Source organism: Arthrobacter sp. RT-1 (genome assembly GCF_003367205.1).
In the GTDB taxonomy this organism is placed as follows: domain Bacteria; phylum Actinomycetota; class Actinomycetes; order Actinomycetales; family Micrococcaceae; genus Arthrobacter.
This window is the reverse complement of sequence record NZ_QRGQ01000012.1, coordinates 194,713-219,470: the sequence shown is the minus strand read 5'-3', so window position 1 is coordinate 219,470 and position 24,758 is coordinate 194,713. Positions and strand designations below refer to the sequence as shown.

Genomic DNA, 24,758 nt, shown 5'->3' with positions numbered 1-24,758 from the left:
GCCCGCCACGGCGCTGTATTTAGGTGATGACGACGGCGGCTGCCGGACTTCGAAAAGTCCGGCAGCCGCCGTCGTGCGTGTGTGGGCGAGGTCTCACGGGTGACACATCCTTCCTGTGGCATATTTGAGGGATGGCAGAATTCAGGCAGTCCACGAAGCTCAACAACGTCCTTTACGACATTCGTGGACCGATCCTCCAGGCGGCCCAGCAGATGGAGGCAGAGGGGCACCGGATCCTCAAGCTGAACATCGGCAACCCCGCGCCGTTTGGGTTCGAAGCGCCGGACGCCATCCTGGTGGACATGATCCGCCACCTGCCCCACGCCCAGGGCTACAGCGATTCGCGAGGCATCTTTTCCGCCCGGACTGCCGTCTCGCAGTACTACCAGACCCGCGGCATCCAGAACATCCACGTGGACGACATCTACCTGGGGAACGGCGTCAGCGAACTCATCACGATGTCCCTGATGGCCCTGCTTGACGACGGCGACGAAGTCCTGATCCCCACCCCCGACTACCCGCTGTGGACGGCCTCGGTGGCGTTGGCCAGCGGAAAGCCGGTGCACTACCTCTGCGACGAGGACTCCGGCTGGCAGCCCGACCTGGAAGACCTCGAAGCCAAGATCACGCCGCGGACCAAGGGCATCGTGGTGATCAACCCGAACAACCCCACCGGCGCCGTGTACCCCGAAGAGACGCTGAAGCGCATCGTGGCCCTTGCCGAGAAACATGGCCTGGTGCTCTTCGCTGACGAGATCTACGAAAAGATCCTCTACGAGGATGCGGTCCACGTGAACCTGGCCAAACTGACCGGCGACCACGTCCTCTGCCTGACCTTCAGCGGACTGTCGAAGGCATACCGGGTGTGCGGTTACCGCGCCGGATGGATGGCCATCTCGGGACCCAAGAAGGATGCGGCCGACTACCTGGAGGGCATCAGCCTGCTGGCCAACATGCGACTGTGCGCCAACGTGCCGGCCCAGCACGCCATCCAGACCGCCCTGGGCGGGTACCAGAGCATCAACGACCTGATCCTGCCCGGCGGCCGCCTCCTGGAACAGCGCAACAAGGCCTACGACATGCTGAACGCCATCCCCGGTGTCAGCACCCAGCAGGCACGCGGCGCCCTGTACCTCTTCCCGAAGCTTGACCCTGAGGTCTACCACATCCGCGATGACGAGAAATTTGTCCTGGACCTCCTCAGGGAGCAGAAAATCCTGGTATCCCACGGCCGGGCCTTCAACTGGGTCCGTCCGGACCACTTCCGCATGGTCACGCTGCCCAACGTCAAGGACATCGAAGAGGCAGTGGGCCGGATGGGGGACTTCCTGAGCAGGTACCAGGGGAACTAGCCTGTGCTCACGGGCGCTTGAGCCCCGTGGCACTTCGCGGAAAGGAATTCCCATGGCCGGCGTCATTCGCTTCGATCAGCATCCTTCTGAAACCCTTCGGGTAGGGGACGGGTTCTCCTTGTCCGGCGTCGATCCGGATTCCACTCCCGGCTACACCGGTTCCAAGGAGGACGGCAGGCTGCTGCTGGCCGACATGGACGACGAGCTCACCGAACTGCAGGAAAAGCTGTTCGCCGAGTCCCGTTTCGGCGGCCGCAAGCGGATCCTGCTGATCCTCCAGGCCATGGATACCGCCGGCAAGGGCGGGATCGTCAAGCACGTCATGGCCGCTATGGATCCGCAGGGCGTCCAGTTCAAGGCCTTCAAGGCGCCCACGGACGAGGAGAAGTCCTACGACTTCCTCTGGCGGATCGAGAAGGAAGTGCCGGCGGCCGGCATGGTGGGGGTCTTCGACCGTTCCCATTATGAGGACGTTCTGATCCACCGGGTGCACGGTTGGGCCAGCCCCGACGAGATCAAGCGCCGCTACGTGGCCATCAACGAATTCGAGGCCCGCCTCACCGACTCGGGGACCAAAGTGGTGAAGGTGATGCTCTACATCAGCGGCGAGGAGCAGAAGGCCAGGCTGCTGGCCCGGCTGGACAACCCCGCCAAGCACTGGAAGTACAACCGGGGCGACCTCGACGAGCGCGCCTTCTGGGAGGACTACATGAATGCCTACCAGGACGCCATTGCCGAAACCAGCACCAGGGACGCGCCATGGCACGTGGTTCCGGCCAACAAGAAGTGGTACGCCCGGATCGCCGTGCAGCAGCTGCTGCTGGGTGCCCTTGCGGAACTGAACCTGGAATGGCCCAAGGCCGAGTTTGACGTCTCCACCGAGCGGGAGCTGATTCTCCGGTCCTGAACCCTGCCGGCTGGTTACGGGAACCGGGCTGGTTCCGCGTTACCCGGCATGGCTTCCGTTTACAGCGGCTGGTCGCGGGCGGCGGCCAGCCGCTTCCGTGCCCCCTCGAGCCACTCCTCGCAGCGTGCGGCCAGGGCTTCACCGCGTTCCCACAGCGCCAGCGACTCTTCGAGGCTGGCGCCTCCGGCCTCAAGCCTGCCCACGACGGCGATGAGCTGCTCACGGGCCTCCTCGTAGCTCAGGCCTGCGGTGCCGGCGTCCGGCTTTTGCTCACTCATGCGGTTCTCCCGTTGTTCGGATTGTCCTGGCCAGAATCAGTGGATGCGGCTGCGCCGGTGGAGGTTGCACCGAAGCGGCCCTCCGCCACCCTGATGGACAGCGGCGAACCGGCCGGCGCATCAGCCGGGCGGCGGACCACTGCGTGCCCGGCGACGGCTGCGGGTCCTGCCTGCTGCCCGGCGAGTTCGACGACGGCGTACCCCCGGTCCAGCGTCTTCTGCGGCGACAGCGCGCGCACCTGTGCCTTGAGGTGTTCCAGCTGATCGGCGGCGCGTACCACCGTGGAGTTCACGGCAGCAGAAGACCGCCTCAGCAGCCGCTCAATTTCCTCACTGCGGACCGTCACCAGTGCCTCCGGTGACGCCAGGACCGGCCGGGAATGAAGCGACGCGAGCCGGTCCGTTTCCCGGTCCACCATGCGCTCCATGCAGCGCCTCAGCTGTTCCCGCGCCTGCCGCACGCCCGCCAGTTCCTCGGAAACCTCCGGAACAATCCGCTTCGCGGCGTCGGTGGGGGTGGACGCCCGCAAATCTGCAACGTCGTCCAGCAGCGGCCGGTCGGCCTCGTGCCCGATGGCACTCACCACAGGGGTGGCTGCTGCCGCCACAGCACGAACCAGCTCTTCGCTGTTGAAGGGCAACAGGTCTTCAAGTGCGCCTCCGCCGCGGGCGATGACAATGACGTCCACCACGGGATGCGCGTCGAGCTCCCGCAGGGCGCGGACAATCTGGGACACTGCAGTGTTTCCCTGGACCGCCACTTCACGGATTTCGAACTCCACCGCAGGCCAACGCAGGGCAGCGTTCCGCAGGACGTCCTTCTTGGCATCGGAATCCCGGCCGGTAATAAGACCGATGCGGTGTGGCAACAGGGGGAGTGGCTTCTTGCGGGAATCGGCGAAAATTCCCTCCGCGGACAAGGCCTGCCGGAGCCTCTCAATCCGGGCCAGGAGGTCACCCAGGCCCACCGGCCGGATGTCCCTGACCAGCATGTTCAACCGTCCGGTCTTAATCCAGAACTCGGGCTTCAACAGGGCCACCACGCGTGATCCGCGTTCCAGGGGCAGGTTCTGGCGCTCCAGTACTTTGGTCCAGACCGAAGCCGGCAGGGACACTTCGGCATCAACATCCCGCAGCGTCAGGTAGGCGTTGGTACCGCGGCGGTTCAGTTCAATGACCTGGCCTTCCACCCACGCCGAGGGTGTCCTGTCGATGTGGGCCTTGAGCTTTTGCGAGAGCAACTGAAGCGGCCACGGGTTGTCCGGGGTGGTTTCAGCAGCGGTGGCGGGCAGTGTGGAGGGCGCGGTGCCGGGAAGGGAAGCCTGGTCAGACATGCAAACGCCCTTGCGGGGCTGGAGCTGCGGGCATGGGGTCCTTCGTCTGTTGTGCGGCGGTTATTCAACCTTATCCATAAGCTGTAGCACGCGGGACTGACAGCGCCCGGCCAGGATCCTTGCCTAGGATGGATCTACCGCCATCAACCCGAAGGATCTGCTGTGCGCACTTTCGTTTCCGCCGTCGCCACCGTGCTGGGTGTCCTGCTGGCCGCCGTTGCTGTTCCGGCCATCTGGCTTGACCGCAGCATCGTCCAGGAGGACGGCTTCGTAGGGCTGGCGGCGCCCCTGGGAAAAAACGCCGAATTCCAGCAGCAGCTGGCCGCTGCGGCCGTGGGAACCATTGACACCAGCGCAGTTCCGGGCTTCCTGTCCGATCTGGTCCAGCCAGTGCTGGAGGATGCGGCCACGTCGCTGTCGGGGCTCCCGGGATACCCCGCGGCATGGGAGGAAACATTGCGCAAAAGCCACCGCCTCAGCTTCCCGGAGGCCGCGGCGGAGCCAGACCCATCCGGGTCCGTCTCCTCGCTGACTCTTGACGTGGCCCCGCTGGTGGCGCTGGGTGCCGGGGAAATTTCCCGGGCCACCGGCCTTCCGCTCGATCCGCCGGGGGAAACGCTGATCAACGTTGGCCAGCCCGAACAACGGGAGTGGACCGAGCGGCTGGCCACTTATGCCCCCATGGGCTACATGCTTGCTGCCGGTTCAGGCATCGCCTTCCTCCTGGCCCTCGTGGCGGCACGACGGCGTTGGACCGTGCTGGTGGGCGCCGGAATTGGCGGATTGCTGCTTGCAGGTCTCTGGGCGGCGGGCGCGCAGGTGGGTGCGGCCCAGGCGCTGGCCGCGGACACCGGAAATGAGGTTGCCAACATGTTCCGGGATGAGTTCGTGGCCGCGGCCAACGCTGACTTCGCGGCATGGACGGCGGGCGCGGCCATCACCGGCGGGCTGCTGCTACTGCTGGGCATTGTGGCCGGAATCTCATCGCGAAGGCGGCCGCGGGCAACCCGGTAGCATGGAGAAATGACCTCCTCAGCTGTTTCCCTTTCGATGCCCACCATCCCGCGTAGGCGCCGCTCCCCTGAGGAAGTAGCAGCGGCAGCCCCCGTCGCGGGAACCAAGAGAGTGCTGCTGGCCGCTCCGCGCGGTTATTGCGCCGGTGTTGACCGCGCGGTGATCGCCGTTGAGAAGGCGCTGGAACACTATGGTCCTCCGGTGTACGTGCGGAAGCAGATTGTGCACAACGTCCACGTGGTCACGTCCCTGGAGGAAAAAGGCGCAATCTTCGTGGACGAGACCGACGAAGTGCCCGAGGGTGCCCTGGTCATTTTTTCCGCCCACGGGGTTTCTCCAGCCGTGGTGGAATCAGCCGAGGAACGGGGACTGCGCACCATCGATGCCACCTGCCCGCTGGTGACCAAGGTCCACAAGGAGGCAGTCCGGTTCGCCAAGGACGACTTCGACATCCTCCTCATCGGCCACGACGGCCATGAAGAAGTCGAAGGGACAGCAGGCGAAGCGCCGGAGCACATCCAGATCATCAACGGCCCCCACGAGGTGGACAAGGTCACGGTCCGCGATCCCGAAAAGGTCATCTGGCTTTCGCAGACCACCCTGAGTGTTGACGAGACCATGGAGACCGTACGGCTGCTCAAGGAGTGGTTCCCTACCCTCCAGGATCCCCCCAGCGACGACATCTGCTACGCCACCACCAACCGGCAGGTGGCCATCAAGAAGATCTCGCCCCAGGCGGACCTGGTAATCGTGGTTGGCTCGGCGAACTCGTCCAACTCCGTCAGGCTCGTGGAGGTGGCCCTTGAATACGGGGCCAAGGCTTCCTACCGGGTGGACTTCGCCAACGAGGTGGACGAAGCCTGGTTCGAAGGCGTGGCCACCGTGGGCGTGACGTCCGGGGCATCAGTGCCGGAGGTGCTGGTACAGGACGTGCTGCGGCTGCTGGCCGACTACGGTTACGGCACCGTCGAGGAAGTGGTCACAGCGGAGGAAGACCTTCTCTTCTCGCTGCCCAAGGAGCTCCGCGCGACCCTGAAGCAGGCCGGTGACGTCAGCCGCGCGCTCGGCGGGCGCAGGCCGCGCAGCTGACGCCGTCCGCCGCCGGGTTTACTCCGGCAGCGGTGCCCCCGTCCTGGATGTATCGTCCTAGGCGGCTGCCTCGTCGTGCTGGAGTTCCGGGGCCGCGAGAGCACGTGGCGTGACCTCCACAGCCGGCGGGGCGGTCAAACCTGACTCTTCCAGTGTGTTCAGCTTCCGGGCCGTGGGCAGGACCCGTGCTTCCAGCGTGCCGACCATGGCGTTGTAGCGGTCCACCGAGGTTTTCAGCGATGATCCCAGCTTGGTGACGTTCTCGCCCAGTGTACCCATGCGGTCGTAGAGCTGCCTCGCCAGGTCGAACAGTTCCCGGGCGCTGTCCGTCAGCACGTCCTGCCGCCACGTGAAGGCGACCGACTTCAGGACGGCCAGCAGGGTGCTGGGTGATGCCAGGACCACGTTCCTGGACAGGGCGTGGTCCAGGAGCTCCGCGTCTGCCGTCAGAGCCGCGGCCAGGATGGACTCGGCCGGGATGAAGCAGATCACCAGTTCGGGGGAGTTGCCGGGGATATCCCAGTACTTCTTGTTGCTGAGTGAGTCCACGTGGGCCCGGAGCGCCTTCGCGTGCGCTGCCAGCAGCGATTGCTGGTTTCGGCGGTCCATTGCGGTGGTCATGCCCTGCTGCCCGTGCCGGGCGTCGGCCGCTCCCAGTTCCTGGGCCTCCAGATAGGACGACAACGGAACTTTGGCATCAACCACCAGCTGCTTGTCGCCGGGGAGCTGGACCACAAGGTCGGGACGGACCGCGGAATCACCACCGGCGCTGTGGACCTGTTCCACGAAATCCACGTGCCGCAGCATCCCGGAGGCTTCCACCACGCGCCGCAGCTGCACCTCGCCCCACTGGCCGCGCGCACTGTTGGACCGCAGGGCCGATTCCAGTGCATGCGTGGACCTGATCAGCTGTTCGTCCGAGAGCCTGGCTTCCTGGAGCTGCTGCGCCAGCTGGCCATACTGCTCCACCCGGTCACGTTCCAGCAGCGCCACCTGCTGCTGCACCGCGGAGAGCTTTTCCGCGACCGGTGCAAGGGCGCGGAGCACGCTCCCGTCCTGTGTCCGTGCCTCGCCCAGCTCCCGGTTCTGTGCGGCCAAAAGCCGGCGCTCGGCGTCGGCAGCGGCGAACTGGGCGCTGACTTCGGACAGCCGGGACGAGACGGCGTCGAAATCCGCCTCAAGGGCATGCGAGTTCTTCCGCAGTACAAAATACGTGGCTGCAGCACCGGCTAAGGCACCCAGAAGCAGCATGAACAAGGCAAGAATCAACGCAAAAACATCCATGCCCTCACTGTTGCATGGGGCTCTGACAATCCGGGGCAATGACATCCGCCGGTACAGGCCGCGGGTGCCCTGCGGGTAGAATCAATGCTCGTGGCTCTTACTATTGGCATCGTCGGACTGCCCAACGTCGGCAAATCAACTCTCTTCAACGCGCTTACCCGCAACCAGGTCCTGGCCGCGAACTATCCGTTCGCCACCATCGAACCGAACGTGGGCGTCGTGAACCTGCCGGACCCGCGGCTGGACAAGCTGGCCGGCATCTTCGGATCGCAGCGCGTGCTGCCGGCCGCGGTCTCCTTCGTGGACATCGCCGGCATCGTCAAGGGCGCATCCGAAGGGGAAGGGCTGGGCAACCAGTTCCTGGCCAATATCCGCGAGGCCGAAGCCATCGCCGAAGTGGTGCGGGTGTTCGACGACCCCGACGTGATCCACGTTGACGGCAAGGTGGACCCCCGCTCGGACATGGAAACCATCAACACCGAGCTGATCCTCGCCGACCTGCAGACCATCGAGAAGGCTATTCCCCGGATCGAAAAAGAGGTCAAGATCAAGAAGCGGGAAGCCGCCGAGCTTGCCGCCATCAAGGCTGCCCAGGCGGTGCTGGAACGCGGCGACACCATCTACTCGTCCATCAAGAGCGACAAGCTGGAGATGGAGCACCTCAAGGAGCTCAGCCTGCTCACGGCCAAGCCCTTCATCTACGTGTTCAACGCGGACGAAGGAATCCTGGGCAGCCCGGAAAAGCAGGAGGAACTGCGGGCCATGGTGGCCCCGGCTGACTGCATCTTCCTTGACGCCAAGCTCGAATCCGACCTCGTGGAACTGGACGAGGAAGAAGCCCGCGAAATGCTGGAGATGAACGGCCAGGACGAGTCAGGGCTGGACCAGCTGGCACGCGTCGGGTTCCACACCCTTGGGCTGCAGACCTACCTCACCGCAGGGCCAAAGGAAGCACGCGCCTGGACCATCCACCAGGGCGACACGGCTCCCCAGGCCGCCGGCGTGATCCACTCCGATTTCCAGCGCGGCTTCATCAAGGCCGAGGTGGTGTCCTTCGAAGACCTCGTGGATGCAGGCTCCATGGCTGAAGCAAAGTCCCGCGGCAAGGTCCGGATCGAAGGCAAGGAATACGTCATGGCTGACGGCGACGTGGTGGAGTTCCGCTTTAACGTCTGAGCCGGTTCACCGTCGGACTGGGCGGACACCTTATCCTGACTATGGAGGGCGTGATCCTGGCGACTCCAGGTCCCCCTCCCGGAGGGAAAACACGAGGAGGCGGCATGCCGGTCAGGCGTCTGATGCACTACATCACCGCGGCGGTGGCGGCTGCGCTGGTTCTCTCCGGCTGCTCCGGAGCCGGCGGCAGTACGCCCGTTGTGGTGGGGGAGGCCAAGCGGGGCGGTGTCGCCACTGTTGCCGAGGTCAACGCGTTCTCGTCCTTCAACCCTTACAGCGCCGACGGTAACACGGACATCAACTCCAAAGTCGGTTACATCACCCACTCCGGGTTCTATTACCTGGATGACAGCGCCGCCGTGGTGCGCAACGACAAGTTCGGGCGGTTCGAGAAGGTCTCCGACGAGCCGTTGAAGGTGAAGTACACCGTTAATGAGGGCGTCAAATGGTCCGACGGTGAAGCGATCGACGCCGGGGACCTGCTCCTGAGCTGGGCGGCCGGTTCGGGGTACTTTGACGATGCCGATCCCATGACGGGAGCAGGAACCAGGTACTTCTCCGTCGCCTCGGACACCAGCGGCCTGGCAGGCACACTCTTGCCCGAGCTCGGGGACGACCGGCGGTCCATCACCCTGGAGTACGCCACGCCGTACGCCGACTGGGAAGTCGCGTTCGACGTCGGGCTGCCGGCGCACGTCGTTGCCGCGAAGAGCGGGCTGAATGATGAAGAGGACCTGATTGACCTCATCCAGGACTCACCCCGGGGCGACCCCGAAAAGCCTGCCGTCAACGCTGAGCTGAAGAGGGTGGCCGATTTCTGGAACTCCGGCTTCGACACGAAGTCCCTTCCCGATGATCCGGCCCTTTACCTCTCCAGCGGCCCCTACATTGTGCGGGACATTGTTCCTGAGGTTTCCATGAGGCTCGTCCGCAACCGCGATTACGTCTGGGGAGCCGAACCCTGGCTCGATGAAATCACCATCCGTTTCACGGGTGCCCTCCCTGCTGCGGTTGACGCCCTCCGGAACGGTCAGGTGGACATCATCTCGCCGCAGCCGTCCGCCGGCACGGAGGATCTTTTCGCTGGCCTCGCCGAGCAGGGCAACACCCTGGAGCGGTACAACCAGTCCGGCTACGACCACCTGGACCTCATTTTCTCCGGCCCCTTTGCCCAGGAAGACGTCCGCGAGGCTTTCCTGAAGACAGTTCCACGCCAGGCGATCGTTGACGCCGTCGTGGGAGACCTGGTTCCCGACGCCAAACCGCTCGATTCCCACGTCTTCCTTCCGGCGCAGCCTAAATACCCGGACACGGTGAAGAACAACGGATCTTCCGACTTCGCTGAGGTGGACATCGAGGCTGCCAGGGCGCTCCTGGACGGCGACACCCCCACGGTCAGAATCCTGTACAACAGGGACAATCCCAACCGCGCCGAAGCCTTTGCCCTGATCAGGGACTCGGCGGCCCAGGCCGGGTTCCAAGTGGTCGACGGCGGGCAAAGCAGTGCTGACTGGGCAAAGTCCCTGGGCGGGTCGGGTTATGACGCTGCGCTGCTGGGCTGGATCGGGACCGGGGCCGGAGTCAGCCGGGTTCCCCAGATCTTCCGCACCGGCTCGGGCAGCAACTTTAACGGATTTTCCGACGCCGACGCGGACAAGGCCATGGAACAGTTGGCCCGGACCACGGACCTTGGCAAACAGGACGAACTACTTGCTGAGATCGACCGACGCATCTGGGAGAACGCCTACGGACTCCCGCTGTACCAAACCATTGGCACCACCGCATTCGGCCCCCGGATCACCGGAGTGAAATCGAGCTCCGGACCCCTCGGAGTCTGGTGGAACGTGTGGGAGTGGCGCCTGGCCTCCTAGTGGCTTGTGCTTCCAGCAGCACCCTGCAGGGGGCCTTGTGGGACTCGCCACGCCCGATTCGCCGTCGGAGCTACCGGCGAGTAGCATGTGACTTGCACAACTTCCGTTCACCGGCTATCACGTCGGAGTGACCCCGGTCACGGTTTGGCAACGGAGTACCAGTATCTGGACTTCGTGCGGTTAGGCTACTCGTTATATGTAAGTTGCGTCACAGTAAAACGCTGTGCCGGGCTTACGGGGAAGCACAAGATTCCCCTCGATATCTCCCACAACTCATAGGAGGCGGAATGCGTTTCACGCGCACTTCCAAAGCACTGGGCATCGTGGCAATTGCCGCGCTGGCCCTGACCGGGTGCGGCGCTGGAGGCGGCACCACCGAAGGGGGCGGCGACACCGCCGGCGATCCCAACAAGGTCATCACCGCCTACAGCAACGAACCACAGAACCCGTTGCTGCCGGCCGCAACCAACGAAGTCTACGGCGGCCGGGTGGTGGAGCTGCTGTTTGAAGGACTTCGGACGTACGACGCCTCAGGCAAGCCGGTCGAAGCCCTGGCGGAATCCATTGAATCCGCGGACGCCCAGAACTGGACCATTAAGGTCAAGCAGGGCCAGAAGTTCACCAACGGCGAGGAAATCACTGCCAAGACGTTTGTGGATTCCTGGAACTTCGCCGCGAACTCGAAGAACCTGCAGATCAACAGCTTCTTCTTTGAGTCAATTGCCGGGTACGAGGAAGTTTCCGCCGTCACCGAGGAAACCAGTGCTGACGGCAAAAAGACCACCACTCCTGCACCCACGGCCGAAACCATGTCCGGCCTGGTTGCCACCGATGATTCCACCATCACGGTGAAGCTTGCGCAGCCGGAGGCTGACTGGTCGCTGCGCCTTGGCTACTCCGCCTTCTTCCCGCTTCCTTCCGCGGCACTGGCCGACCCGAAGGCCTTCGGCGAGAATCCGGTGGGCAACGGCCCGTACAAGATGGAAAAAGAGGGTGCCTGGGTCCACGACCAGTCCATCTCCCTGGTCAAGAACCCTGACTACACCGGTCCCCGCGAGGCGAAGAACGGTGGCGTGAACTTCAAGTTCTACACCGATCCGGGCCCGGCCTACACCGACCTGCAGTCCGACAACCTGGATGTCACGGATGTTCTCCCGTCCAACGCACTGAAGACCTACACCACGGACTTCCCGGACCGCAACGCCACCAAGGCGACTGCCACCAACTCCACCTTGAACATCCCGGGCTACAACCCGAACTTCCAGGGTGAAGCAGGCAAGCTCCGCCGCCAGGCACTCTCCTACGCCATCAACCGCGAAGAAATCTGCAAGGTGATCTTCAACGGAACCCGCACCCCGGCAAAGGCCTTCGTCCCGCCGGTTATCGAAGGGTTTGAAGAAGGGATCAAGGGCAGCGAAGTTCTTACGTTCGACGCCGCCAAGGCGAAGGACCTGTGGGAACAGGCTGAAAAGATCCAGCCGTACGACGACTCCAAGCCGCTCCAGATTGCCTCCAACACCGATGGTGGCAACAAGGAATGGATCGACGCCGTAGCCAACGGCTTCAAGAACAACCTCGGCATCGAGGCTGAAATCCAGCCCTTCGCCAAGTTCGCCGAAGTGCTGAACCTGCGCAAGTCCCAGGAGCTCCCGGGCCTGACCCGCGCCGGCTGGCAGGGTGACTACCCGTCGCTGTACAACTTCCTGGGACCGATCTGGGCCACGAACGCCTCTTCCAACTACGAGAAGTACACGAACCCCGAGTTCGACAAGCTCCTCCAGGAAGGCCTCGCCGCCAAGTCCACGGACGAGGCCAACGCGAAGTTCAACCAGGCACAGGAGATCCTCTTTGAGGACCTTCCGGGTCTGCCGCTCTGGGACCAGGCACGCGCCATTGTCTGGAGCAACAACGTTGTGAAGGCCGAGACCGGCTGGAACGGCGGCATCCGCTACTTCGACATCAGGGCAAAGTAGTCCCAGATCTAACTTGCCGCCAGGCAGATGGGGGTCCGGTCACGGCCGGGCCCCCATTGGCTTGCAACGGCAGGAAGGCACCCATGAACCTGTTTACTTCCCATCCGGAAGGTTGGTGATCCCGTGGTCCGCTTTATCCTGCGCCGACTGCTCCAGGTGATCCCCGTCTTCATCGGCACCACGCTTCTGGTCTATTACATGGTGTTCGCCCTGCCCGGCGACCCCATCGCGGCGCTCTTCGGCGACCGGCAGCCACCGCAAGCCGTCATCGATACCCTGCGCAGCCAGTACCACCTGGACGAGCCGTTCTGGGTCCAGTACGGCCTCTTCCTGCAGAACCTCTTCACCTTTAACCTCGGCAACGACTTCACCGGCCAGCCCATATCGGCAAGCCTGGCGCGTGTCTTTCCCGTGACTGCGATGCTGGCCATAGAAGCCCTGGCCATCCAGGCCATTTTCGGCGTTGCCTTCGGCGTTTTTGCCGGGCTGCGCCGCGGCGGCTGGTTCGACTCCACCGTCCTGGTGGCGTCCCTCGTGGTCATCGCCGTCCCCACGTTCGTCCTTGGCTTCGTATTCCAGCTCGTCTTCGGTGTCCAGCTCGGGTGGGCCAAGCCCACCGTTGGTGCCAACGCCGACTGGGGCAGCCTGCTGCTGCCGGCGGTGGTCCTGGGCCTCGTATCCTTTGCGTACGTGCTTCGCCTGACCCGCGCTTCTGTCAGCGAAAACATGAACGCCGACTACGTCCGGACCGCAACGGCGAAGGGCCTGTCCCGGCCGCGGGTGGTCCTGGCGCACATCCTGCGCAACTCGCTGATTCCGGTGGTGACCTATCTGGGCGCCAACCTTGGCGGACTGATGGGCGGCGCGATCGTGACCGAAGGCATTTTCAACGTGCCGGGCGTCGGCAACAAGCTCTACCAGGCCGTCCTCCGCAGCGAGGGACCCACCATCGTTTCCATCGTCAGCGTTCTGGTGCTGGTGTTCGTGGTGGCCAACCTGCTCGTTGATCTCCTGTACGCCTGGCTTGACCCGAGGATCCGCTATGACCAGTAACAACAGCCACTTCGTGGCGCCCATTGACGAAACCCCGCTGCTGGCAACGGACGCGGTCAAGACTGACCAGGCACCGCTTAGCCTGTGGTCCGACGCATGGCGCAAGCTCCGCCGTCGTCCGCTGTTCATCATTTCGGCGCTGCTCATCCTTGCCCTCACCGTGGTGGCACTGTTCCCCGGACTCTTCACCTCGGTAGCTCCCAACGCAGGCTGCGAACTGGCCAACTCGGAAGGCGGACCCACCGCCGGCCATCCGTTTGGCTTCACGTTCCAGGGCTGCGACGTCTACTCACGCGTGATCCACGGCACCCAGGCATCCATGTCCGTGGGTGTGCTCTCGGTGCTGTGCGTGCTGGTGATTGGAGTGACCATTGGTGCACTTGCCGGCTACTACGGTGGCTGGATCGATTCAGTGCTCGCCCGCCTCGGTGACATCTTCTTCGCCCTTCCGCTGATCCTGGGCGCGCTGGTCATCACGCAGCTGCCCCTGTTCCGCGAGAACAAGAGTGTGTGGACAGTGGTGTTTGTCATCTCGCTCCTGGCATGGCCCCAGATGGCGCGCATCACCCGTGGCGCCGTGATCGAAGTGCGCAACGCGGATTTCGTCACCGCTGCCCGTGCGCTGGGCGTCTCCAAATTCGGGGCGCTGGTGCGGCACGTGCTGCCAAATGCCCTCGCCCCGATCATCGTGCTGGCCACCCTGGAACTGGGTGTCTTCATCGTGGCCGAGGCAACCCTGTCCTTCCTGGGTATCGGCCTGCCGCAGAGCATCATGTCCTGGGGCAATGACATCGCCGGTGCGCAGGCGTCCATCAGGACCAGCCCGGAGATCATGCTGTACCCCGCTGCTGCACTGTCCATCACGGTGTTGAGCTTCATCATGCTGGGCGACGCGGTCCGTGACGCCCTCGACCCCAAGAGCCGTCAGCGATGAGAGATAAAGAGATGACAACTCCAGAAGTCCGCATCGATGAAGCCGGCACCACCGGCGTCAGGCCGCTGCTGGAAATCCGCGACCTCGCCATCACGTTCAAGACCGGCGGCGGCGACGTCCAGGCGGTCCGCAATGCTCACCTGAGCATCATGCCCGGCGAAACGGTGGCGATTGTGGGGGAGTCCGGCTCCGGTAAATCCACCACTGCACTCGCGGCCATCGGACTGCTTCCCAACAACGGCAGGGTGTCCGGCGGACAGATCCTGCTCGACGGCGAGGACATCGCCCATGCCAGCGAGCAGCGCATGATCGAACTGCGCGGAAACACCATCGGCATGGTGCCGCAGGACCCCATGTCCAACCTGAACCCGGTATGGAAGATCGGCTACCAGGTCCGGGAAACCCTGCGTGCCAACGGGCGGCCCAGCGGACCGGAGGACATCGCCCGGGTGCTGTCCGAGGCAGGCCTGCCGGACGCCAAACGTCGTGCCAACCAGTACCCGCATGAGTTCTCGGGCGGCATGCGCCAGCGTGCCCTGATCGCCATCGGCCTTTCGTGCCAGCCGCGGCTGCTCATCGCCGATGAGCCGACATCGGCCCTGGACGTGACGGTGCAGCGGCAGATCCTGGACCACCTGGACACCATGACCACCGACCTGGGCACCTCGGTGCTGCTCATCACCCACGACCTGGGGCTGGCGGCAGAACGCGCCGACAAGGTGGTGGTGATGTACCAGGGCCGGGTGGTGGAGGCAGGACCGTCGCTGGAACTGCTGCGAAACCCGCAGCACCCCTACACTAGGAGGCTTGTCGAGTCGGCACCGTCCCTGGCAAGCCGGCGCATCCAGGCCGCCAAGGAACAGGGTGTGGAGACGGCGGACCTGCTGGCTCCCGCTGCCGAGACTGCCGTCGCGGATAACGTCCTGCAGATCCAGGACCTGCGGAAGGTGTACAAGCTCCGCCAAGGCTTCGGGAAGGCGACGGACTTCGCGGCGGTGGACGGCGTGAGCTTTGACGTCCAGCGTGGAACCACGACGGCGATTGTGGGGGAGTCCGGTTCGGGCAAGTCCACGGTGGCCAAGATGGTGCTCCAGCTTGAGAAGCCCACGGACGGCAGGATCCTGTTCGATGGCGTGGACACCTCGCTGCTTAAGTCGCAGGAACTGTTCAAATTCCGACGGCGCGTGCAGCCGATTTTCCAGGATCCGTACGGCTCCCTGGACCCGATGTACAACATCTTCCGCACCATCGAAGAGCCCTTGCGGGTCCACAAGATCGGCAACCAGGCGAGCCGGGAGAAGAAGGTCCGGGAACTGCTGGACCAGGTGGCGCTGCCGCAGTCCGCCATGCAGCGGTACCCGAACGAGCTCTCCGGCGGGCAGCGGCAGCGTGTTGCCATTGCCCGCGCGCTGGCACTGGATCCCGAGGTCATCATCTGTGACGAAGCGGTGTCCGCTTTGGACGTGCTGGTCCAGGCGCAGGTCCTCAACCTGCTGGCCGATCTCCAGGCGAACCTTGGTCTGACCTATCTCTTCATCACGCACGACCTTGCGGTGGTCCGGCAGATTGCGGACCACGTGTGTGTCATGGAGAAGGGGCGCCTGGTGGAGACCGGCTCCACGGATGAAGTCTTCGAATCACCACGGCAGGAGTACACGAAGGCACTGCTCAACGCCATCCCCGGCGCCAAGCTGATGCTCCCGCCCGAAGTGGCGTAGCGGCACTTATCGAAACGAACGGCTGGAGCCGGAGCCCATGGGCCCGGCTCCAGCCGTTTTCGTATGTGGCGCTGTTTGCCGCCTAATCCTGGACTGCACCTGTGGCGTCCGTACCCGCGGCCAGCAGCGGTGCCGTGTCAGGCGTAGCCTTTCGGTCCAGGCCAAGTTCACGCAGCCGGCGCTCCAGCAGCGCTCCAAGCGACTGGCGGCCCGCGGCATTCATGTGGACTGCGTCGGCGAGATCCTTGGCCAGGCCGTACCGGGTGAGCCAGTCGCCCACTGACACAAAGGGCAGCCCGTGGGCCGCCGCCACCGAGCCGAGCAAGGCGTCAACCTCACTGCGGCGCCCCCCGCCGTGGTCCGCGCCGCGTGCCAACGTGCCGATCATCGCCATCCGGGTGCCGGGGTAGCGGGCCTGAAGTTCGGCGATCAGCTTTTCCGCGTTACCGGTGATCTGCCGGTCAGTGGCCCCGGTGGCGGCGTCATTGCCGCCGCCCTGGATGACGATCAGGGCCGGAGTTCCCGAAGGGAGCAGCCAGTCCCCTTCCAGGAGGGCATCCACATAATTGCCGGTGCTGCCGTTGGAGGAGACGAATCCGGTGCCGCCGCGCCCGCAGAAGTAGACCTTGTACCCCGCTGCCGCAAGTGCCTGGCGGGGCCAACCGTCGGCCGGTTCGGACTGCGAGTCCCCAATCAGGAGGACTGTTCTGGTGATCTCGGGGACAACCGCTTCCAGCCGACCGTTAGCCGGATTCCGGACCTTGGTGCTGGCAGCCACCGCGGCGGGCTGTCCGCCGTCCTGGGGGTGGCCCGCAGCAGCGGCCGCCGGCGCTGAGGATATCCCGGGGGAGTAGGCGGCGACGCCGCATCCGGACAAGGCCATCAGGGAAGACACTGCCAGAGCGGCCGCGGCCCGGGATGCGCCATTGCGGGTGCGGGCCGAGGCCTTTGTCATGTGGTGTCTCCGGGCTTGCGTTATGCGGCGTGCGTGATGCGTCAGAGCAATCATGTTGCATGCCGGCCTGATAGGCCAGTGATTTTCATCACTATTTTTCGGCGTGGCGCTGGCCCTGCGCGTGCACTCTGTACCTCGGCCGCCAGAAATTTAGGCCAATAAATGCCACTGCCGGTAGACTGAGGGAAGGTGCCCTGTGCTAAGGGCCTTGTCCGTCGTGCGTTCCAGTTGGAAATGTCGCGATACAACAGCTGACTTTCACCACTGAATCGAGCCATTACGCATGTCTGAAACCACCACCAACACCGCGGTAGCCACTGCATCACGCAGTGACCTCCGCAACGTCGCGATTGTGGCCCACGTTGACCACGGCAAGACCACGCTGGTCGACGCCATGCTCAAGCAGACCAACTCCTTTGCCGAGCACAACCACCTCGAAGACCGCGTGATGGACTCCGGTGACCTGGAGCGCGAAAAGGGCATCACCATCCTGGCCAAGAACACGACGGTGGCCTACAACGGTCCGTCCTCCAATGGCGAGACCATCACCATCAACGTTATTGACACCCCTGGCCACGCCGACTTCGGTGGCGAGGTGGAGCGCGGCCTGTCCATGGTGGACGGCGTCGTGCTGCTGGTTGACTCTTCCGAGGGCCCGCTGCCCCAGACCCGCTTCGTGCTGCGCAAGGCCCTTGCCGCGCACCTGCCGGTCATCCTCCTGGTGAACAAGACCGACCGTCCCGACGCCCGCATCGACGAAGTGGTGCACGAGTCCATGGACCTGCTCCTGGGCCTGGCCTCCGACCTTGCGGACGAAGTTCCGGACCTCGATCTGGACAAGGTCCTTGAAGTTCCCGTTGTGTACGCCGCAGCCAAGGTTGGCCGCGCGTCCCTGGAGCAGCCGGCCAACGGCTCCGCCCCGGACAATGAGGACCTTGAGCCGCTGTTCAAGACCATCATCGAGCACATCCCGGCCCCCACGTACAACCCCGAGGGTGTCCTGCAGGCGCACGTCACCAACCTGGACGCCTCCCCGTTCCTGGGCCGCCTCGCGCTGCTCCGCATCTACAACGGCACCCTGCGCAAGGGCCAGCAGGTTGCCTGGGCCCGTGCCAACGGCGAGCTCAAGACCGTGAAGATCACCGAGCTCCTCGCCACCAAGGCACTGGACCGCGTTCCTGCCGAGTCCGCCGGACCGGGTGAGATCGTCGCCGTCGCCGGCATCGAGGACATCACCATTGGCGAAACCCTCACCGACGTCGAGAACCCGCAGCCGCTGCCGCTGATCACCGTGGACGATCCCGCCATCTCCATGACCATCGGTATCAACACCTCGCCGCTGGCCGGCAAGGTCAAGGGCGCCAAGGTCACCGCCCGCCAGGTGAAGGACCGCCTGGACAAGGAACTGATCGGTAACGTCTCCATCAAGGTGCTCCCCACCGAGCGTCCCGACGCCTGGGAAGTCCAGGGCCGTGGCGAGCTCGCGCTGGCCATCCTCGTTGAGCAGATGCGCCGCGAAGGCTTCGAGCTGACCGTGGGCAAGCCGCAGGTTGTCACCAAGACCATCGACGGCAAGATCCATGAGCCGATGGAACACATGACCATCGACGTGCCCGAAGAATACCTCGGTGCCGTCACGCAGCTGATGGCCGCACGCAAGGGCCGCATGACCAACATGGCCAACCACGGTACCGGCTGGTGCCGCATGGAGTTCATCGTTCCGGCCCGTGGCCTGATCGGGTTCCGCACCAAGTTCCTCACAGACACCCGCGGCGCCGGCATCGCAGCGTCCATCTCCGAAGGCTACGAGCCGTGGGCAGGCCCCATCGAGTACCGCACCAACGGTTCGATGATCGCCGACCGCGCCGGTGTTGTGACCCCGTTCGCCATGATCAACCTGCAGGAGCGCGGCTCGTTCTTCGTCAAGCCCACCTCCGAGGTTTACGAGGGCATGATCGTGGGCGAGAACTCCCGCGCCGACGACATGGACGTCAACATCACCAAGGAAAAGAAGCTCACCAACATGCGTGCCGCTTCCTCCGACACCTTCGAGAACCTGACGCCGCCGCGCGACCTGACCCTCGAAGAGTCCCTCGAATTCGCCCGCGAGGACGAGTGCGTCGAGGTGACCCCGGAAGCCATCCGCATCCGCAAGGTCATCCTGGACACCAACGAGCGTGCCAAGGCCAACCGCGCCCGCGCCAAGGCCTAGTCCTTTAGGACCTCTTTGAAAGCTGCCGGCACGGCAGGCGGGATTCCCGCCACCGTGCCGGCAGCTTTTGTTTTACCAATTTTGTACCGGGCTGCGCTTCAAGTGCGGGTTCGGGCCGCAGCGGCAGTCCCAGCGCACCGAGCCCCTCTGCCACTGCGCCCGGACGTTGTCCACATGGCTTCTGTCCCTGCTGTACCCGGGAACCCCGTGACGGGGATCATGCAGTCATGCGAACAGTTTCTGATGCCCTGGCCGGGCTGGGCGGAGTTGCAGGCGTTGACTCACTGAGGCAGGCCGGCGTCACCCGCCGGACACTCGAAGCCGGCCTGTTGGATGCATCCGTTCAAAGAGTGGCCAGGGGTGTCTATGCGCTGCCCGGCGCGGATCCCTTTTTAGTCCACGCCGGTCGCCATCATACGGTGCCTGGCTGCGTGACGGCCGCCCTAGCAGCAGGGCTGTGGGTCGTACGAAGGCCCGTCGAGCCGCATCTGGCCGCTCGCCACGGCAGGCACATCAACGGTTGCGTGGTGCATCGAAGCCACCTGCCACTGACGCACCTGGACATCGTGGGCCAATCGCTGCGATGCCTGCCGCCGCTCGAAGGCCTGACTATCGCAGAATCGGCGGTCAAACAGGGCCTGGTTCAACTTTCGGAACTGCGCGGCCGGTTTCCAGCGGCACGGGAAAAGGCCTTGCTGGGGCTGGTGGCAAGATTCCGGCCCCAGTCCGGCTCCATCATCGAGACCATGGCCCGGTACCTGCTGGAAGAAGCCGGCCTGACAGTCGAGCTCCAGGTTAACATTCCCGGAATGGGACACCTTGACCTCCTCGTTGACGGCTTGCTGGGCATCGAGACGGACGGGTATGCCCATCACAGCAGCCGGCAGGCGTACAGGGAGGACCGGCGGCGGTGGAACATCACTGTTGTCCGGGGCGTTCCCACGCTCCGCGTAACGTTCGAGATGCTGGTCGGCGAGCCCGGGGAGTTCGTGCGGATGGTTCACCAAGCTCTTGCCGCGTACCGGCGGGCGCACTGAAGCCCGGGTTCGGTGCGCAGCGGCAGTCCCGGCGCAGTGGCGGCGCGCTTTACTGTGCCGCGGGGCGGCGCCGCTCGGGCGCCGGCGGGACCTGCTTGGCCGCCACCACAAGATCAAGCGGAATGACGACGTCGGCCTGCCGGGTGCGGACGGTGCACGCCCCGGCGTCGCACGAGACCAGGTGGCCGAGCGCGTCGGTCAGGCCGTCCTCGATGCGGTACCGCACCACCACCCGTGTTCCGGGTGCGGCGGCGGAAAGGAACCCTGCGGGGGTAGGGGGCTGACTCACCAGTTCATACTAGGCGGCCCGGCTAGGTTCGCGGGAACGGCCTGGGAGATAATAGGCTCAGATGTCAAGAGTCCGGCCAGAGCTGCCGGATGCAAGAACCGGCGGGTTGCCGGAACCAACGTGGAGAGGCCAGGGACGTGACGTACGTAATCGCGCAGCCGTGTGTAGATGTCAAGGACAAGGCATGTATCGAGGAATGCCCCGTCGACTGCATCTATGAGGGTGAGCGTTCGCTGTACATCCATCCGGACGAATGCGTCGACTGCGGCGCCTGCGAGCCCGTTTGCCCGGTCGAGGCCATTTACTACGAGGATGACACCCCCGACGAGTGGGCCGACTACTACAAGGCCAACGTGGAGTTCTTTGACGACCTCGGTTCACCCGGCGGCGCCGCCAAGATCGGCAACACCGGCAAGGACCACCCGATGATCGCCGCGCTGCCCCCGCAGAACCAAGACCACTGACGCAGAAAAGGTGACCGCAGCAGTGACTACGTTTGGCCTTGACCTGCCCGATTACCCGTGGGAGGCCATGGCGCCGTATCTTGCGAAGGCATCGGAGCACCCCGGCGGTGCCGTCAACCTGTCGATCGGCACACCCGTGGACCCCACCCCGGCGCTGGTCCAGGATGCCCTGAAGGCTGCTGCCGACGCGCCGGGGTACCCCACGGTGCACGGCACACCGGCGCTTCGGGAAGCCATCGCAGGATGGTTCGAACGCCGCCGCGGTGTGGCCGGACTGGATCCCCGCAACATCATGCCCACGGTGGGTTCCAAGGAACTTGTGGCGTGGCTGCCGCTGCTGCTCGGGCTGAAGCCGGGTGACGTCGTCGTACGTCCCAAGGCCGCGTACCCCACGTACGATATCGGCGCCACGCTGGCAGGCGTCACCTCCGTTGCCACCGACAACCTTGACGAGCTCGACGACGCCACCCGTGCGCGCGTCCGGCTCATCTGGGTCAATTCCCCGGGCAACCCGACAGGCAGCGTCCGCGACGCAGACTCCCTGAAAGCGCTTGTGGAGCAGGCCCGGGAGCTGGGGGCCGTGGTGGCCTCGGATGAATGCTACGCAGAACTCGGCTGGGGAACCTGGGATGTGCAGCGCGGCGGCCAGTCCGTCCCCAGCATCCTGGACCCGCGGGTGGCAGGCGGATCGCACCAGGGCCTGCTCTCCGTCTACTCATTGAGCAAGCAGTCCAACCTCGCGGGCTACCGTGCCGCCTTCGTCGCCGGCGATCCGGACCTGATGCCCAGCCTGGTCAACAGCCGCAAACACGCCGGCATGATCGTTCCCTACCCCGTGCAGGAAGCCATGCGGGTGGCGCTCGGCGATGACGCGCACGTCGAGGCCCAGAAGGACCTCTACCGGGGCCGGCGGGAGCGGCTGGTTCCGGCACTGCTGGGCTTCGGCCTGGAAATCAAGGATTCAGATGCCGGGCTCTACCTGTGGTCCACGGCAGGGGAGAACACCTGGGACACGGTGGCGCGCCTGGCAGAACGGGGCATCGTGGTGGGGCCGGGAGTCTTCTACGGCGAGGCAGGCAACGGTTATGTCCGGGTCGCCCTTACCGGAACCGATGAGCGGATTGATGCCGCAGTGGCCCGGCTGCAGGAAGCCCGGTAGCAAAAAGCCGCGTAACAATGGTGTGACTCGCGCCACACCACCCGCATTTTAGGGGACTTTAGGCTGTCTCGGATTAGTGACACCCGCCAAGGAGCGGTACTTTTTAAGTGACTATCAATGGTGGCTTTCTACAAGAAGGCAGCCCGGGTGTTGGAACCTGTGTTCTCAGGGTCAGTGCGCGGCTCACCTGATGTTGGATCAAGCTTTCGACAGAGGCCCAGAGAGCCTCATGAAGGGGACTCCATGACTGAGACCAACAACGCGGCTACCCTGCTCCATGCAGGAGGCGAGCTCAAGCTCCCGCGCATCCAGGTTATTGAAGGAAACGAAGGTTACGACGTTTCCAAGCTGCTGAAGCAGACGGGCGCAGTCACCTTTGACCCCGGCTTCATGAACACCGCAGCAACCACCTCGGCTATCACCTACATCGACGGCGATGCGGGCATCCTGCGGTACCGCGGATACCCCATCGAGCAGCTGGCGCAGCACTCCAGCTTCCTCGAGGTGTCCTACCTGCTGATTTACGGCAACCTGCCCACGCCCACCGAGCTGGACGAGTTCGACCAGAAGATCCGGCGCCACACGCTGCTTCACGAGGAGCTGAAGGGCTTCTTCGGCGGCTTCCCCCGCGACGCGCACCCCATGCCCGTCCTGTCCTCAGCCGTCTCCGCGCTGTCCACCTTCTACCAGGACTCGCTGGACCCGTTCAACGCCGAGCAGGTGGAAGTTTCCACCATCCGCCTGATGGCCAAGCTGCCCGTCATCGCTGCCTACGCGCACAAGAAGTCCATCGGCCAGCCCATGCTGTACCCGGACAACTCCCACAACCTGGTGGAGAACTTCCTGCGCCTCAGCTTCGGCCTGCCGGCCGAGCAGTACGAGGTTGACCCCGTCGTCGCCAAGGCCCTGGACCTGCTCCTCATCCTGCACGCCGACCACGAGCAGAACTGCTCCACGTCCACGGTGCGCCTGGTGGGTTCCTCCAACGCCAACCTGTTCGCCTCCGTTTCCGCCGGTATCAACGCACTCTTCGGACCCGCCCACGGCGGCGCCAACGAAGCCGTGCTGAAGATGCTGCGCCAGATCCAGGCCGAGGGCACCAAGCCCGAGGACTACATGGAGAAGGTCAAGAACAAGGAAGACGGCGTCCGGCTCATGGGCTTCGGACACCGGGTCTACAAGAACTACGATCCGCGTGCCAAGATCGTCAAGGCCACGGCCCACGAGATCCTCACCAAGCTCGGCGGCAACGACGAACTGCTGGACATCGCCCTGCGCCTGGAAGAGAAGGCGCTGAACGATGACTACTTCATCCAGCGCAAGCTCTACCCGAACGTGGACTTCTACACCGGCCTGATCTACAAAGCCATGGGCTTCCCGGAGAAGATGTTCACCGTCCTGTTCGCCATCGGCCGCCTCCCCGGCTGGATTGCGCAGTGGCGTGAAATGATCAGCGACCCGAACACCAAGATCGGCCGCCCGCGCCAGCTGTACATCGGCGAGCCGGCCCGGGACTACCCCGCCCGCTGACATCCCTTACGACGACGGCCGCCCACCTCCTGGAGGTGGGCGGCCGTTTCGTGTTTGGGTGAGTTGGGCTCGTCAGGACGCGTAGCCCTGGGGGTTGTTTTTCTGCCACCGCCAGTGGTCCTCGCACATCTGGTCCACGGTCTTGGTGGTGGACCAGCTCAGGTCTGCCAGCGCCGAGGTGGCGTCAGCCCAGAAAGCAGGAAGGTCGCCCGCGCGGCGGCCAGTGATCTCGTAGGGGATGGGCTTGCCCACGGCCTTTTCGAAGGAGCGCAGGACCTCCAGCACGGAGGAACCCTTGCCCGAACCGAGGTTCCAGCGGAACACGCCGGCGCGGTCCGCCACGTGGTTCAGGGCGGCCACGTGGCCTTCTGCAAGGTCCACCACATGGATGTAGTCCCGCAGGCACGTGCCGTCCGGGGTGTCGTAGTCGCCGCCGAAAACCATGAGCTTTTCGCGCCGGCCAACGGCCACCTGCGCGATGAACGGAACCAGGTTGTTGGGGATGCCCTGCGGATCCTCGCCGATGCGTCCGGACGGGTGGGCGCCTACCGGGTTAAAGTAGCGCAGCAGGGCTATATGCCAGCGGTCGTCGGCTGCGCCAAGATCGGAGAGGATGTCCTCGATCTGCTCCTTGGTGCGGCCATAGGGGTTGTTGGCGCCGATCTCCATCTTTTCCACGTAGGGGATGGGGTTGTGTTCGCCGTAAACCGTCGCTGACGAGCTGAACACAAAAGACCGGACGTTGTGCCGGTCCATGACGCGGATCAGGTTCAAAGTGCCCACGAGGTTGTTGTAGTAGTACTTCAGCGGCTCCTGCACCGATTCCCCTACGGCCTTCAGGCCGGCGAAGTGGATGACGGCGTCGATCGCGCTGCCGGCGAAGACCGCCTCAACCGCGGCTTCGTCCACCAGGTCCACGTTATGGAACTCAGCTGTTTTGCCGCTGAGTTCGGCAACCCGGCGCAGTGACTCCTCGCTGGAGTTGATGAGGTTGTCGATGACAACAACATCGTGGCCGGCTTCCTGCAGGGAAAGAACAGTGTGGGAACCGATGTAACCGGTGCCCCCTGTAACCAGAATTTTCATGCCTCAACGCTATCCCACCGGGCCGCGGTGCCGCCGCCATGTT

21 protein-coding genes are annotated in these 24,758 nt (G+C 64.4%); 15 read left to right on the top strand and 6 right to left on the bottom strand.

The features are described from left to right. Positions 1 to 131 precede the first annotated feature (131 nt). Positions 132 to 1,352 carry a pyridoxal phosphate-dependent aminotransferase gene (locus DXK94_RS12120; protein ID WP_079597353.1) on the top strand — a complete coding sequence of 407 codons (1,221 nt, stop codon included), beginning with the start codon at positions 132 to 134 and terminating at the stop codon, positions 1,350 to 1,352. A 52-nt stretch (positions 1,353 to 1,404) separates the two neighbouring features. Further along, positions 1,405 to 2,259 (top strand): polyphosphate kinase 2 family protein, encoded by an 855-nt coding sequence (locus DXK94_RS12115; RefSeq protein WP_115525150.1) that lies wholly within the window; start codon positions 1,405 to 1,407, stop codon positions 2,257 to 2,259. A 59-nt stretch (positions 2,260 to 2,318) separates the two neighbouring features. On the opposite strand, the gene DXK94_RS12110 is transcribed toward DXK94_RS12115, so the two are convergent. Then, complete coding sequence (locus DXK94_RS12110) at positions 2,319 to 2,537, bottom strand: exodeoxyribonuclease VII small subunit (protein WP_115525149.1); 219 nt, start codon at positions 2,535 to 2,537, stop codon at positions 2,319 to 2,321. Next, positions 2,534 to 3,871 carry an exodeoxyribonuclease VII large subunit gene (gene xseA, locus DXK94_RS12105; RefSeq protein ID WP_115525148.1) on the bottom strand — a complete coding sequence of 446 codons (1,338 nt, stop codon included), beginning with the start codon at positions 3,869 to 3,871 and terminating at the stop codon, positions 2,534 to 2,536. Before xseA ends, DXK94_RS12110 begins: the two co-directional genes overlap by 4 nt. A 162-nt stretch (positions 3,872 to 4,033) precedes the next feature. Here xseA and DXK94_RS12100 point away from each other — a divergent pair, with 162 nt between their 5' ends. Together DXK94_RS12100 and DXK94_RS12095 are read left to right on the top strand one after the other, a co-directional pair. Next, the gene (locus tag DXK94_RS12100) at positions 4,034 to 4,885 is read left to right on the top strand and encodes a hypothetical protein (protein ID WP_115525147.1); all 852 of its coding nucleotides are present in this window, start codon (positions 4,034 to 4,036) and stop codon (positions 4,883 to 4,885) included. 9 nt (positions 4,886 to 4,894) lie between these two features. Further along, positions 4,895 to 5,974 carry a 4-hydroxy-3-methylbut-2-enyl diphosphate reductase gene (locus DXK94_RS12095; RefSeq protein ID WP_115525146.1) on the top strand — a complete coding sequence of 360 codons (1,080 nt, stop codon included), beginning with the start codon at positions 4,895 to 4,897 and terminating at the stop codon, positions 5,972 to 5,974. 57 nt (positions 5,975 to 6,031) lie between these two features. Here DXK94_RS12095 and DXK94_RS12090 read toward each other — a convergent pair whose 3' ends face one another. Next, complete coding sequence (locus tag DXK94_RS12090; protein WP_115525145.1) at positions 6,032 to 7,258, bottom strand: DNA recombination protein RmuC; 1,227 nt, start codon at positions 7,256 to 7,258, stop codon at positions 6,032 to 6,034. Between the two features lie 90 nt (positions 7,259 to 7,348). Here DXK94_RS12090 and ychF point away from each other — a divergent pair, with 90 nt between their 5' ends. The 6 genes from ychF (at position 7,349) to DXK94_RS12060 (ending at position 15,983) form a co-directional block, all read left to right on the top strand. Further along, complete coding sequence (ychF, locus tag DXK94_RS12085; protein WP_079597431.1) at positions 7,349 to 8,434, top strand: redox-regulated ATPase YchF; 1,086 nt, start codon at positions 7,349 to 7,351, stop codon at positions 8,432 to 8,434. Between the two features lie 104 nt (positions 8,435 to 8,538). Continuing rightward, a complete protein-coding gene (locus tag DXK94_RS12080; protein WP_115525144.1) occupies positions 8,539 to 10,305 on the top strand; it encodes an ABC transporter family substrate-binding protein in 1,767 nt (588 codons plus the stop codon). Between the two features lie 287 nt (positions 10,306 to 10,592). Continuing rightward, on the top strand, positions 10,593 to 12,278 hold the full coding sequence (locus DXK94_RS12075; protein ID WP_115525143.1) for an ABC transporter substrate-binding protein: 1,686 nt from the start codon (positions 10,593 to 10,595) through the stop codon (positions 12,276 to 12,278). 123 nt (positions 12,279 to 12,401) lie between these two features. Next, positions 12,402 to 13,331, top strand: coding sequence for an ABC transporter permease (locus DXK94_RS12070; RefSeq protein WP_115525142.1), 930 nt, complete (start codon positions 12,402 to 12,404; stop codon positions 13,329 to 13,331). Further along, positions 13,321 to 14,265, top strand: coding sequence for an ABC transporter permease (locus tag DXK94_RS12065; RefSeq protein WP_079597343.1), 945 nt, complete (start codon positions 13,321 to 13,323; stop codon positions 14,263 to 14,265). The genes DXK94_RS12070 and DXK94_RS12065 overlap by 11 nt, the downstream gene beginning before the upstream one ends. An 11-nt stretch (positions 14,266 to 14,276) precedes the next feature. After that, positions 14,277 to 15,983 (top strand): ABC transporter ATP-binding protein, encoded by a 1,707-nt coding sequence (locus DXK94_RS12060; protein ID WP_115525141.1) that lies wholly within the window; start codon positions 14,277 to 14,279, stop codon positions 15,981 to 15,983. 82 nt (positions 15,984 to 16,065) lie between these two features. On the opposite strand, the gene DXK94_RS12055 is transcribed toward DXK94_RS12060, so the two are convergent. Continuing rightward, positions 16,066 to 16,938: an SGNH/GDSL hydrolase family protein gene (locus DXK94_RS12055; RefSeq protein ID WP_115525140.1), complete on the bottom strand. Its 873-nt coding sequence runs from the start codon at positions 16,936 to 16,938 to the stop codon at positions 16,066 to 16,068. 283 nt (positions 16,939 to 17,221) lie between these two features. Between DXK94_RS12055 and typA the strand changes: the two genes are divergently transcribed. Then, positions 17,222 to 19,150 (top strand): translational GTPase TypA, encoded by a 1,929-nt coding sequence (gene typA / locus DXK94_RS12050; RefSeq protein ID WP_079597340.1) that lies wholly within the window; start codon positions 17,222 to 17,224, stop codon positions 19,148 to 19,150. Between the two features lie 227 nt (positions 19,151 to 19,377). Continuing rightward, positions 19,378 to 20,187, top strand: coding sequence for a hypothetical protein (locus DXK94_RS21235; RefSeq protein WP_147294372.1), 810 nt, complete (start codon positions 19,378 to 19,380; stop codon positions 20,185 to 20,187). A 49-nt stretch (positions 20,188 to 20,236) separates the two neighbouring features. Here DXK94_RS21235 and DXK94_RS12040 read toward each other — a convergent pair whose 3' ends face one another. Then, the gene (locus DXK94_RS12040) at positions 20,237 to 20,476 is read right to left on the bottom strand and encodes a hypothetical protein (protein WP_079597338.1); all 240 of its coding nucleotides are present in this window, start codon (positions 20,474 to 20,476) and stop codon (positions 20,237 to 20,239) included. A gap of 137 nt (positions 20,477 to 20,613) precedes the next feature. Here DXK94_RS12040 and fdxA point away from each other — a divergent pair, with 137 nt between their 5' ends. From fdxA to DXK94_RS12025, 3 genes are all read left to right on the top strand, one after another. Then, positions 20,614 to 20,940 (top strand): ferredoxin, encoded by a 327-nt coding sequence (gene fdxA / locus DXK94_RS12035; RefSeq protein ID WP_009356972.1) that lies wholly within the window; start codon positions 20,614 to 20,616, stop codon positions 20,938 to 20,940. A gap of 10 nt (positions 20,941 to 20,950) precedes the next feature. Continuing rightward, complete coding sequence (gene dapC / locus DXK94_RS12030; RefSeq protein ID WP_115525138.1) at positions 20,951 to 22,099, top strand: succinyldiaminopimelate transaminase; 1,149 nt, start codon at positions 20,951 to 20,953, stop codon at positions 22,097 to 22,099. 243 nt (positions 22,100 to 22,342) lie between these two features. Next, positions 22,343 to 23,629: a citrate synthase gene (locus DXK94_RS12025; protein ID WP_079597336.1), complete on the top strand. Its 1,287-nt coding sequence runs from the start codon at positions 22,343 to 22,345 to the stop codon at positions 23,627 to 23,629. 72 nt (positions 23,630 to 23,701) lie between these two features. On the opposite strand, the gene galE is transcribed toward DXK94_RS12025, so the two are convergent. Beyond that, a complete protein-coding gene (galE, locus tag DXK94_RS12020; RefSeq protein ID WP_115525137.1) occupies positions 23,702 to 24,715 on the bottom strand; it encodes a UDP-glucose 4-epimerase GalE in 1,014 nt (337 codons plus the stop codon). Between the last annotated feature and the right edge of the window lie 43 nt (positions 24,716 to 24,758).

What these genes read in the sequence shown, in the direction of transcription:
- DXK94_RS12025 (WP_079597336.1), top strand. Translation starts at nt 22,343, where the DNA reads ATGACTGAGACCAACAACGCGGCTACCCTGCTCCATGCAGGAGGCGAG.
- DXK94_RS12110 (WP_115525149.1), bottom strand. Translation starts at nt 2,537, where the DNA reads ATGAGTGAGCAAAAGCCGGACGCCGGCACCGCAGGCCTGAGCTACGAG.
- galE (WP_115525137.1), bottom strand. Translation starts at nt 24,715, where the DNA reads ATGAAAATTCTGGTTACAGGGGGCACCGGTTACATCGGTTCCCACACT.
- DXK94_RS12060 (WP_115525141.1), top strand. Translation starts at nt 14,277, where the DNA reads ATGACAACTCCAGAAGTCCGCATCGATGAAGCCGGCACCACCGGCGTC.
- DXK94_RS12115 (WP_115525150.1), top strand. Translation starts at nt 1,405, where the DNA reads ATGGCCGGCGTCATTCGCTTCGATCAGCATCCTTCTGAAACCCTTCGG.
- xseA (WP_115525148.1), bottom strand. Translation starts at nt 3,871, where the DNA reads ATGTCTGACCAGGCTTCCCTTCCCGGCACCGCGCCCTCCACACTGCCC.
- DXK94_RS12095 (WP_115525146.1), top strand. Translation starts at nt 4,895, where the DNA reads ATGACCTCCTCAGCTGTTTCCCTTTCGATGCCCACCATCCCGCGTAGG.
- DXK94_RS12120 (WP_079597353.1), top strand. Translation starts at nt 132, where the DNA reads ATGGCAGAATTCAGGCAGTCCACGAAGCTCAACAACGTCCTTTACGAC.
- DXK94_RS12055 (WP_115525140.1), bottom strand. Translation starts at nt 16,938, where the DNA reads ATGACAAAGGCCTCGGCCCGCACCCGCAATGGCGCATCCCGGGCCGCG.
- DXK94_RS12075 (WP_115525143.1), top strand. Translation starts at nt 10,593, where the DNA reads ATGCGTTTCACGCGCACTTCCAAAGCACTGGGCATCGTGGCAATTGCC.
- DXK94_RS12065 (WP_079597343.1), top strand. Translation starts at nt 13,321, where the DNA reads ATGACCAGTAACAACAGCCACTTCGTGGCGCCCATTGACGAAACCCCG.
- DXK94_RS12080 (WP_115525144.1), top strand. Translation starts at nt 8,539, where the DNA reads ATGCCGGTCAGGCGTCTGATGCACTACATCACCGCGGCGGTGGCGGCT.
- DXK94_RS12090 (WP_115525145.1), bottom strand. Translation starts at nt 7,258, where the DNA reads ATGGATGTTTTTGCGTTGATTCTTGCCTTGTTCATGCTGCTTCTGGGT.
- typA (WP_079597340.1), top strand. Translation starts at nt 17,222, where the DNA reads ATGTCTGAAACCACCACCAACACCGCGGTAGCCACTGCATCACGCAGT.
- DXK94_RS21235 (WP_147294372.1), top strand. Translation starts at nt 19,378, where the DNA reads ATGCGAACAGTTTCTGATGCCCTGGCCGGGCTGGGCGGAGTTGCAGGC.